The organism is Rhodoferax sp. (genome assembly GCF_023700745.1).
Lineage (GTDB): Bacteria > Pseudomonadota > Gammaproteobacteria > Burkholderiales > Burkholderiaceae_C > Rhodoferax.
The window spans coordinates 1-8810 of sequence record NZ_JAMPYG010000031.1 but is presented as its reverse complement, the minus strand read 5'-3'; the positions used below and the strand labels follow the sequence as shown (position 1 = coordinate 8810).

The 8810-nt window shown below is 61.6% G+C and carries 13 protein-coding genes; 1 reads left to right on the top strand and 12 read right to left on the bottom strand.

The features are described from left to right. The 7 genes from NDJ10_RS15140 to NDJ10_RS15110 form a co-directional block, all read right to left on the bottom strand. A partial coding sequence (locus tag NDJ10_RS15140; protein ID WP_296163825.1) for a GTP-binding protein occupies positions 1-65 on the bottom strand: 65 nt, incomplete at its 3' end. A 48-nt stretch (positions 66-113) separates the two neighbouring features. Then, positions 114-1295 (bottom strand): class I SAM-dependent rRNA methyltransferase, encoded by a 1182-nt coding sequence (locus NDJ10_RS15135; RefSeq protein WP_296163822.1) that lies wholly within the window; start codon positions 1293-1295, stop codon positions 114-116. Further along, complete coding sequence (locus NDJ10_RS15130; RefSeq protein ID WP_296163820.1) at positions 1292-1603, bottom strand: hypothetical protein; 312 nt, start codon at positions 1601-1603, stop codon at positions 1292-1294. The genes NDJ10_RS15135 and NDJ10_RS15130 overlap by 4 nt, the downstream gene beginning before the upstream one ends. Positions 1604-1636: 33 nt before the next feature. Further along, a complete protein-coding gene (locus NDJ10_RS15125; protein ID WP_296163817.1) occupies positions 1637-2650 on the bottom strand; it encodes a tyrosine recombinase XerC in 1014 nt (337 codons plus the stop codon). A 45-nt stretch (positions 2651-2695) separates the two neighbouring features. Then, the gene (locus NDJ10_RS15120; RefSeq protein ID WP_296163815.1) at positions 2696-3403 is read right to left on the bottom strand and encodes a DUF484 family protein; all 708 of its coding nucleotides are present in this window, start codon (positions 3401-3403) and stop codon (positions 2696-2698) included. Then, positions 3400-4287 carry a diaminopimelate epimerase gene (gene dapF / locus NDJ10_RS15115; RefSeq protein ID WP_296163812.1) on the bottom strand — a complete coding sequence of 296 codons (888 nt, stop codon included), beginning with the start codon at positions 4285-4287 and terminating at the stop codon, positions 3400-3402. The genes NDJ10_RS15120 and dapF overlap by 4 nt, the downstream gene beginning before the upstream one ends. 8 nt (positions 4288-4295) lie before the next feature. Beyond that, positions 4296-4619, bottom strand: a complete 324-nt coding sequence (locus NDJ10_RS15110) for a nucleotide pyrophosphohydrolase (protein WP_296163810.1) — start codon at positions 4617-4619, stop codon at positions 4296-4298. Positions 4620-4669: 50 nt separating this feature from the next. On the opposite strand from NDJ10_RS15110, the gene purU reads away from it, so the two are divergent. Further along, positions 4670-5518: a formyltetrahydrofolate deformylase gene (gene purU, locus NDJ10_RS15105; protein ID WP_296163809.1), complete on the top strand. Its 849-nt coding sequence runs from the start codon at positions 4670-4672 to the stop codon at positions 5516-5518. 31 nt (positions 5519-5549) lie between these two features. Here the strand turns inward: purU and NDJ10_RS15100 are convergent, their stop codons facing one another. From NDJ10_RS15100 to NDJ10_RS15080, 5 genes are all read right to left on the bottom strand, one after another. Then, positions 5550-6467 (bottom strand): PA2778 family cysteine peptidase, encoded by a 918-nt coding sequence (locus NDJ10_RS15100; protein WP_296163807.1) that lies wholly within the window; start codon positions 6465-6467, stop codon positions 5550-5552. A 32-nt stretch (positions 6468-6499) separates the two neighbouring features. Next, positions 6500-6895, bottom strand: a complete 396-nt coding sequence (locus NDJ10_RS15095) for a PA2779 family protein (RefSeq protein ID WP_296163805.1) — start codon at positions 6893-6895, stop codon at positions 6500-6502. A gap of 120 nt (positions 6896-7015) precedes the next feature. Then, positions 7016-7840: an ABC transporter ATP-binding protein gene (locus tag NDJ10_RS15090; RefSeq protein ID WP_296163802.1), complete on the bottom strand. Its 825-nt coding sequence runs from the start codon at positions 7838-7840 to the stop codon at positions 7016-7018. A 106-nt stretch (positions 7841-7946) separates the two neighbouring features. After that, the gene (locus tag NDJ10_RS15085; RefSeq protein WP_296163800.1) at positions 7947-8585 is read right to left on the bottom strand and encodes an ABC transporter substrate-binding protein; all 639 of its coding nucleotides are present in this window, start codon (positions 8583-8585) and stop codon (positions 7947-7949) included. Between the two features lie 54 nt (positions 8586-8639). Next, on the bottom strand, positions 8640-8810 hold a 171-nt coding region (locus tag NDJ10_RS15080), incomplete at its 5' end, for an NAD(P)H-dependent oxidoreductase (RefSeq protein ID WP_296163824.1).

The window sequence follows — 8810 nt, the reverse complement described above, 5'->3', positions numbered from 1 at the left end:
TTGAGCAGCGTGGTTTTACCGGAGCCGAGAAAACCGGTGAGGATGGTGGCAGGAATAAGGCTCATAGCAAGGCATATCGAAAGGGAGCGAGTGTAACGACCCCGGGCTGAAACTCATTTGCGCATCACCACCAATCCCTTAAGGTATTCACCTTCCGGGAAATTGACCGTCATCGGGTGATCCGGTGCGCCGCCCATGCGCTCATGGATATAACCGTCAACGCCGGCATCGCAACCCGCCGAGGCCACAATTTTGTGAAACAAATCGGCATTGATGCCGCCCGAGCAACTGTAGGTGAACAAGACCCCACCCGGCTCAAGCAGCTTGAAAGCCAGCCGGTTGATGTCTTTGTAGGCCCGCGCGGCGCGTTCAGCATGGGCCACGGTGGGCGCAAACTTGGGCGGATCGAGGACGATGGCATCAAAACTGCGGCCCTGTTCGATGCATTGGCGCAGAAAAACATTGACGTCGGCATCCATGAACGTGGCGCGACTGGCGGCAAAGCCATTCAAGGCCACATTGGCGGCCGCTTTTTCCAGCGCCGGGCCTGATGAATCAATGGACGTCACGTGGGCTGCGCCGCCGGTGAGGGCCGCCACCGTGAAACCACCGGTGTAGCAGTAGCAGTTCAGTACCCGCTCGAATTTGAGGCGACGGGCATAGTCGCAGAAACGCTTGCGGCTGTCGCGCTGGTCCAGGTAAAAGCCGGTTTTATGGCCGTCGGCAATATTGACCGCAAGCTGCCAGTCGTGCTCCTGCAGGATCAGCTCCACCCCGCCCTGGCCGCGCAGCCAGCCGGTGGTCTCGGGCAAGCCTTCCAGCGCGCGGCTGCTGGCATCGCTGCGCTCATAGAGTTTGGTGAGTCCCGTCGCAGCCAGCAACGCATCGGCGATCACGTCTTTCCAGCGCTCCGCACCGCTGGAGGTGAACTGTGCCACCAGCGTGTCGCCGTAGCGGTCGACAATCAGCCCGGGCAGGCCGTCGGACTCGCCGTGCACCAGCCGCATGGCGTTGCTGTTGATGTCAAAGCGGGTTCTGGCCTTGACGGCACGGGCACAGACGGCAACGAAAAACGCCGCATCAATGCGCTGCGTCTCATCGAAGCTCCAGACCCGGGCGCGAATTTTGGAGGCCGGACTGAAAGCGGCCCAGCCCAGGAACTGGCCCTGGTCCGACTCGATGCGCACGGTTTCGCCGGCATCGCCACTGCCTTTTGCGATGGCCGATTCAAAAATCCACGGATGGCGGCGCAGCAGCGAACGCTCTTTGCCGGCGCGCAGGCGAACGGTTTTCAATAGGTGATCGCCATCGCCGGCACATCGACGCGGATCGTCGGCTTGCCCAGCGCCGCACTGACCGCGGCCACATAGTCGGTCGACCACTTGGCATCGCGCAGCAGCGCCGCACCCGCCGCCTGGGTCACCACCAGCACCTTGTCGGCGGTGAGCACTTTGCCACTGGCGCGCAAGGGCTCGCAGTCGAGCGCGGTGAACTGGTGATCCAGCCAGGCACGCGCGGCATCATGCCCCAGCGGCGCCCCATCGGGCACATGAAAAGAAAATTCGACGCCTTTGTCCAGCACCACATTGATTTGCTTTTGCATAAGTCACCTATTGAGAAAAATTGTCACCAAACCCTATTTTGAACCACTTGAGCCGCCGGTTTTTATGTGGGCACGCGGATGGGCTGCATCATAGGCCTTGGCCAGGTGCTGAAAATCGAGCCGGGTGTAAATTTGCGTGGTGCTGATGTTGGCGTGGCCCAGCAGTTCCTGCACGCCGCGAAGGTCGCTGCTCGACTGCAGCACGTGGCTGGCGAACGAATGCCGCAGCATGTGCGGATGCACCGGTGCCGCCAGCCCGGCCTGCAAACTGCGCTGACGCACGCGTTGCCAGATCGACTGCGTGGTAAGCCGGGTGCCGTTGCGACCGATGAACAATGCCGCATGGGGCGTCGCACCCGGCACGGCCGGACTCTGCAACGCAGGTAAAGCCTTGGCGCGCACCAGCAGCCACGCCTGCAGCGCCTGCACGGCCTTGGTGCCCACCGGCACAATGCGCCGCTTGCTGCCCTTGCCCAGCACATGCGCTTCGCCCGCCTGCAGGTCGACCCAGCCGCACGCGCCATCGCTGGCCTGGACATCGAGGCTGGTCAACTCAGCCACCCGCAAGCCGCTACCGTACAGCAGTTCAACCATGGCTGCGTCACGCGCGTCCAGCCAGGGATCCTTGCCATTGCCTTCAAAACTCGCCATTTGCACGGCATCGTCCACACTCAGTGCCTTGGGCAGGGGTTTGGCCGCCTTGGGCGCCCGCACGTCGCACACCGGGTTGCTGGCCACCAGCCCCTCACGCCCAAGCCAACTATAAAACCCGCGCCAGCCCGACAAAATCAGCGCAATACCCCGCCCGCTGCGGCCCCCGTTGTGCATTTGCGCGACCCAGCGCCGGATGTGGCCGGCCTCCACCGCGGTCAAGCTGACATCAGCCTGCACCGCATGGGTCGCCAGTTTTTCCAGGTCCAGGGTATAAAGCGCGACGGTGCGCGCTGCCAGGCGTTTCTCAAAACGCACATGGTCCAGATAACGCTGGACCAATGCTGGTCCGGGCTGACTCGCCAGCGGGCCATCGAGAGAGTCATGGCTTGCCACCTTACGCTCGCAATGACGGGGGTCGCAAACGGGTTCGGGTTCGGGTTAACGCAACGGCGACAGCGCAGCGCTGGCAAGTTCGGCAACGCGGGCCAGAAATTCGGTGCCCATGGTGCTGTTGAAGCGCTGGGCATCGGGTGAGGCCAGCACCAGCAGGCCAAACGCCGGCGCGGCACTGCCGATCGGGCCGGCGCGCAGCGGCAAAATGGCCAGCGAGGCTGCCGCCTTGGGGTCGGGTAGCCAATGAATGGCCTCCAGACCCGTGTTGACACCGCAGAAAGGCTCGGTCAGGGAACTGGCAAATACCTTGGCATCGTCGCTGACCCCCTGCGCAAACGCCTCGCCGGCATAGGCGGCGTCCACGCCCCAGACCTTGATGCCGACCTGGGGCACAGCGAACTGGTCCGCCAACTCGTCGGCCATCAGCGCGGGCAACACGGCAGGATCGGTGTTCAAAAACAGCGTGCGCGCCCACTGCAGCAGCTTGTCCGACAGCACCATGTTGTCGTTGACGTTGCGAATCATGTCCATGATGCGCAGCTCCAGCATCTTGATTTTTTCACGCAACAGGTTGGCTTGGCGCTCCTGCAGGCTCACGGCGCGCTGACTGTGCGGGTTGGTCAGCTGCACGGCCGCCAGCATCTCGGCGTGGCGCTCAAAAAAATCCGGCGTATTGGCCAGGTAATTGGCAATGTCGTCTTCGGTGATCGGGTTGTTGATGGCGCTGGGCAGGTTTGAATTGGGCATGGTCATGACGCGTTAGGGAAGTCGTTGGGAATTTCAATATCACCATGAAAAACGGTGGTCGCCGGACCCGTCATCATGACCGGTGCGGCACCACCCGCCCAGGCAATGGTGAGCACGCCGCCATGGGTCTGGACATCCACCTCAGCATCGAGCAAACCAAGCCGGATGCCCGCCACCACGGCGGCACAAGCGCCCGAGCCGCAGGCCAGTGTCTCGCCGGCACCGCGTTCAAACACCCGCAGCCGGATCTGCCGGCGGTTGAGCACCTGCATGAAACCGGCATTGACCCGGTTCGGGAAAAGCGGATGTCGCTCAATCAAGGGGCCCAACTGCAGCACCGGTGCGGTAGCAACATCGTCCACCAGCTGCACCGCATGCGGGTTGCCCATCGACAGCACCGCCACCCGCACCACCGTGCCGTGTGCCGGCGCGGCCAACCGGAGCGGCCACTGCTGCCATGAACCGCTTGGCTCGGGCGCCACCTGGCCTGGCGCGAACGGAATGCGTTCAAGCGCAAACACCGGCGCGCCCATGTTGACCGTGACGCGGCCATCGGCTTGAAGTACCGGCTCAATCACACCGCCCCTGGTCTGTACCCGAATTGCGTCGTTGCGGGTCAAGCCGGCATCGCGCACATAGCGCGCAAAACAACGTGCGCCGTTGCCGCACTGCTCCACCTCGGTGCCATCGGCGTTGTGGATGACATACTCAAAGTCAATGCCCGGCGCCGGGGACGGGCGCACTGACAGGATCTGGTCGGCACCCACACCAAAGTGGCGGTCAGCCAGCCAACGGTACTGCGCGGCGTTCAGGCCAAAGCGGCTTTGGGTCTCATCGAGCACCACAAAGTCGTTGCCGGCACCTTGCATTTTGGTAAAGGGAATTCGCATAGGATGGATTATCCACGCGCCGGCTCAGGGTGTTTGATGGCGTTTTTGACCAATTTGTTGGCAACGGCAGCGGGGATATCGATGGCGCACTGGTCGGCCACTTGCAGCAGATACAACAACACGTCGGCCACTTCATCCGCAATACGCTCCTTCATCACCGGTTCCAGATGGGCCAGCTGCGATTCTTCTGCCGTCATCCACTGGAAAACCTCGGCCAGCTCGGCGGCCTCCACCAGCAGCGCCGTGCTGAGGTTCTTGGGCGTATGAAAGGGCTGCCAACAGCGCGCAGCGGCGAAATCACGCAATTTTTCTTGTAATGCCTGGATATCCATTTGGTTTTTCCCGAAGAGTGATCAAACAAGGCTGCGACAATATCGCCCCTATGCATCCTGTTTATACCCTCACCCTGTCTTGCCCCGACCGCCTGGGGCTGGTGCACGCTGTTTCCGGCTTCTTGCTGGCGCGCAGCGGCAACATCGAAGAAGCTGCGCAGTTCAACGACAACGACACCGGCCTGTTTTTCATGCGTGTTCAGTTTGCCTGTGCCGAGCACAGCTTTGACGAGCTGAAAACCCAGCTGGCCGACTTTGCCGCTCCCTTCCAGATGCAATGGAAATTGCACGCCCAGGCGCAAAAAATGCGCACCGTGATCATGGTCAGCAAAGAAGGTCATTGCCTCAACGACTTGCTATTCCGCTGGAAAAGCGGCCTGCTGCCGCTGGACATTTGCGCCATCATCTCCAACCACCGCGAGTTTTACCAACTGGCCGCCAGCTACAACGTGCCGTTTCACCATCTGCCGGTGAGCGCCGCCACCAAGGCACAGGTGGAAGCCAAACAGATCGAGATCATCGACGCCGAAGGCGCCGAACTGGTGGTGCTGGCGCGCTACATGCAAATTTTGTCAGACGACCTGTGCCGCAAGCTGTCGGGCCGCGCCATCAACATCCACCACTCGTTCCTGCCCAGCTTCAAGGGTGCCAAGCCCTATTACCAGGCGCATGACCGGGGCGTCAAACTGATTGGCGCCACCGCCCACTATGTGACGGCGGATCTGGACGAGGGACCGATCATCGAGCAGGATGTTGCGCGTGTCGATCACAGCAAAACGGTGGAAGATTTAACCGCGCTGGGCCGCGACACCGAAAGCCAGGTGCTGGCCCGCGCCGTCCAATGGCACAGCGAACACCGGGTGCTGCTCAATGGTCACCGAACGGTAATTTTCAAATAGCACCTACGCTTTGCCGGCCAGGGCTGGCGCCCTATTTTTTGTCAATCTGCGCCTGCAGCGTCAGGTAGTCCGGCAAACGCCCACCGCCCAGTGCCACCGCACGTGCGATGGCCTGGCTGGCCCCGGCGCGGCGCCCCAGTTCCATGCGCACTTGCGCCAGATTGTTCCAGCCGTCGGCAAAATCGGGGTGCTTGCGCACCAGTTGGCGGTAGGCCTTTTCAGCCGTTTCGCGCTGCCCCAGCGCATAGGCGCTGTTGCCGGCGCCCAGCAAGGCGGCGCGATCATCCGGCCAGCGCTGCAGCGCAGCGGCAAAAGCCCGCTGCGCACCGCGCGCATCGGTGCGCTCCAGTGTGGCGGCTGCGGCGGTATAAGCCTGGGATTCGGCGGTGGCTGGCAGTTGCCCGGGTTGCAGCGCCAGGATGGCCCAATATTTTCCGCGCGCCCAGGTGCGCTCGAAAGCAGACAGCGAGATTTCCATGCGCGCCGTGCGTCCGGAATGCAGCAGCAACACCTGGCGCTCCCGGTCAAATCCCATCACCACGGCGTAGTGCCAAACCGGGTAGATTGAAAGCGACAGATTCTGGAACACCAGCACCGGGTTGCCTGCCGCCACTTCGCGCAGCACATCTTCAATCTTTGGCTGCAACGGGTACGCCAGCAAGCCCTGACGACGCGTTGCCGCCAGCATTTCGGGCTGTAGCGAGCCTTGGCGACCCGGCAGGTAAACCTGATCCACCAGCGCTTCAGGAGTCACCTTGACACCCGCTGTATTCGCCACCATGGCCAGCGCGGCCGGGCCGCATTCATAGTCCTCCTGGGGAAAAAACGGCACCTGAGACAACGCGACCTGCGCCGGAATTTCCGCCGGCCACTGCGCATCCAGCAGGGCCACCTGGGGTGTGGCGCAGCCACTCAGCAGCAGCGCCACCCAAACGAAAACCCCCGTCAAAACGGGGGCTCGCAGAACGGTCAGCCGACCGGTCATCGCACCGATCGTGTGAACGGAAACACCTTGGTGAAGCCCATGATGTCGGTCACCAGCAGCACGATGAACACGGTGAACAAAATGCCCAACACATCGCCACCCGCCGGGGCCTGGTCGATGCGGCCAGCCAGTTGGGCGACCTCGCTGTCAGACATGGCCGCCACGCGCTCCTGCGCAGCCTGGGCGCTGACACCCTGGCCAAGCATGGCCTGACGAACGTCATCGCGCGCCAGGAACTGGTTCACGGTATCACGGCTGGCGCTCAGGGTACTGGCAGCGGGAGCCGTGATTTCTTCGGTCGCCACGATGCGGGCCTGGGCGCTGAAGGGCAGGCCGGCAGCGGTCATGCAGACGATCAGGCCAGTGGAGACAAGTTTTTTGAAGATTTTCATGGTGCCTCTTTGGGATGGTTGCAAAGGGACCGATTCAATCCGCATCAGGCTGCCGTGTCAAGCCAGCTTACAACTTGACACACCAGAGAGAGAGTCAGGACCGCGCGCCGTGCCGGCAGGTCATGGCGCCCGGTGGCTGGCAATACCAAAATCTTCTTCCATCGTGACGGCCGGGTAATGGAACCTGACCGGGCCGTCCGGCAGTTCATTGACATACTGGAACACCAGCGGATCGGTGCTTTCGCGCACCGCGTTCACCGAGCCCTGAAACGCGACCTTGCCACTGTCGAGGATGATCACATGGTCCGCAATCTCCAGGGTTTGTTGAAGCTCATGCGAAACAAAAATGCTGGTCAGGCCCATGGCGTCATTCAGTTGACGAATCAGGTTCGCTGCGACACGCAGCGAAATCGGATCGAGACCGGAAAACGGCTCGTCGTACATCACCAATTCCGGGTCGAGCGCAATGGCGCGCGCAATGCCGATGCGCTTGGCCATGCCGCCCGACACTTCGCTGGGCATGAGCTCGCGTGCGTTGCGCAAGCCCACCGCATTGAGCTTCATCAGGACAATGTCACGGATCAGGGACTCGGGTAGATCGGTATGTTCCCGCAGCGGGAAGGCCACATTCTCAAAGACGCTCATGTCGGCAAACAAGGCACCGAACTGATACAGCATGCCCATGCGCCGCCTGACGGCGTAGAGTTGTGGCTGATCCATCGGGCCAATATCCTGCCCATCAAACAACATTTGTCCCGACCATGCGCGGCTCTGGCCGCCCATCAGGCGCAGCGTTGTCGTCTTGCCGCCACCCATCGGACCAATCAGTGCTGTGACTCTGCCCCTGGGGATGCGCAGGGAGACATCGTCAAGCACGGCGCGTTCCCCGTAGCCAAAGCTCAGGTTGCGAAATTCAACGAGTGATGGGTTGTCGGTAGCAGGCATCAAAACTCAAACCGGACGGCGCCCGGCAGGCAAATGATAGATGATCCGAGACCGCGTTGGCACATCAATGGCATCAAATATGGGTCGCACGCTCTTGTGCTGCAGGTCAACCCTTTTTGGCATTCGACCTGTTGCGTTCTGCCAGGGCTGCAATCAATCCATCCACGCCCTTGACATTGATTTCTTGCGCGAACTGGCTGCGGTAGGTTTCCACCAGCCAGACACCCATGATGTTCAGGTTGTAAATTCTCCAGCTACCTCCCTCACCGGCAGCCTTTTCCAGCCTGTAGTCCAACTGAATCGGATCACCCCGCCCTTTGACTTTGGTCCGCACGACCAGTTCCTTGTCGTCCGTGGCCGCACGCAGGGGCTGCACGGCAATGCTCACATCACCAATCTGGGACAAAGCACCGGCATACGTGCGTACCAGCAGAATCTTGAACTCTTCCTGCAGACGCTTCTGCTGTTCGGGCGTCATTTGCCGCCAGCCCGGCCCCACCGCGGAAGAAGTCATGCGTTTGAAATTCACGCTCGGCATGAGCTTGGCATCCACCAGCGCAATGATCGCCGGCACATTGCCCGCCTGAGTTGCAGGGTCCGTCTTGATGCTGTGGAGCATCTCGGAGGACAAGTGCTGGATGAATGCATCTGCCGTCTGCTCCTCAGCGTGCGCCGGCACACCCAGCAGACTGGCTGCAGCCAGGGCTAAAACTGCGAGCAGACGAACCAATGAATGACGACGCACGATAAAACTTCCTGAAAGTAAGGGTTGCGCAGGGATGACGATGGCGCAGGCGTTTTAAACCGTAGCGAGCTCCAACTCGGCACGAGCGGCGCTCAACGCAGCGGCCTTGGGCGCATCCCCCATGGCCAGACCCTCGGCGCGCACAATGCGCACATCGGTGACGCCAAAGAAACCAAACACCACCTTGAGATAGCTCTCCTGGTGCTCCATGGCCTGACCGCCCTC

Excerpts from the sequence above, each read along its gene's own strand:
- NDJ10_RS15095 (WP_296163805.1), bottom strand. The coding sequence starts at position 6,895 with ATGAAAATCTTCAAAAAACTTGTCTCCACTGGCCTGATCGTCTGCATG.
- NDJ10_RS15110 (WP_296163810.1), bottom strand. The coding sequence starts at position 4,619 with ATGGATATCCAGGCATTACAAGAAAAATTGCGTGATTTCGCCGCTGCG.
- purU (WP_296163809.1), top strand. The coding sequence starts at position 4,670 with ATGCATCCTGTTTATACCCTCACCCTGTCTTGCCCCGACCGCCTGGGG.
- NDJ10_RS15090 (WP_296163802.1), bottom strand. The coding sequence starts at position 7,840 with ATGCCTGCTACCGACAACCCATCACTCGTTGAATTTCGCAACCTGAGC.
- NDJ10_RS15120 (WP_296163815.1), bottom strand. The coding sequence starts at position 3,403 with ATGACCATGCCCAATTCAAACCTGCCCAGCGCCATCAACAACCCGATC.
- NDJ10_RS15130 (WP_296163820.1), bottom strand. The coding sequence starts at position 1,603 with ATGCAAAAGCAAATCAATGTGGTGCTGGACAAAGGCGTCGAATTTTCT.
- dapF (WP_296163812.1), bottom strand. The coding sequence starts at position 4,287 with ATGCGAATTCCCTTTACCAAAATGCAAGGTGCCGGCAACGACTTTGTG.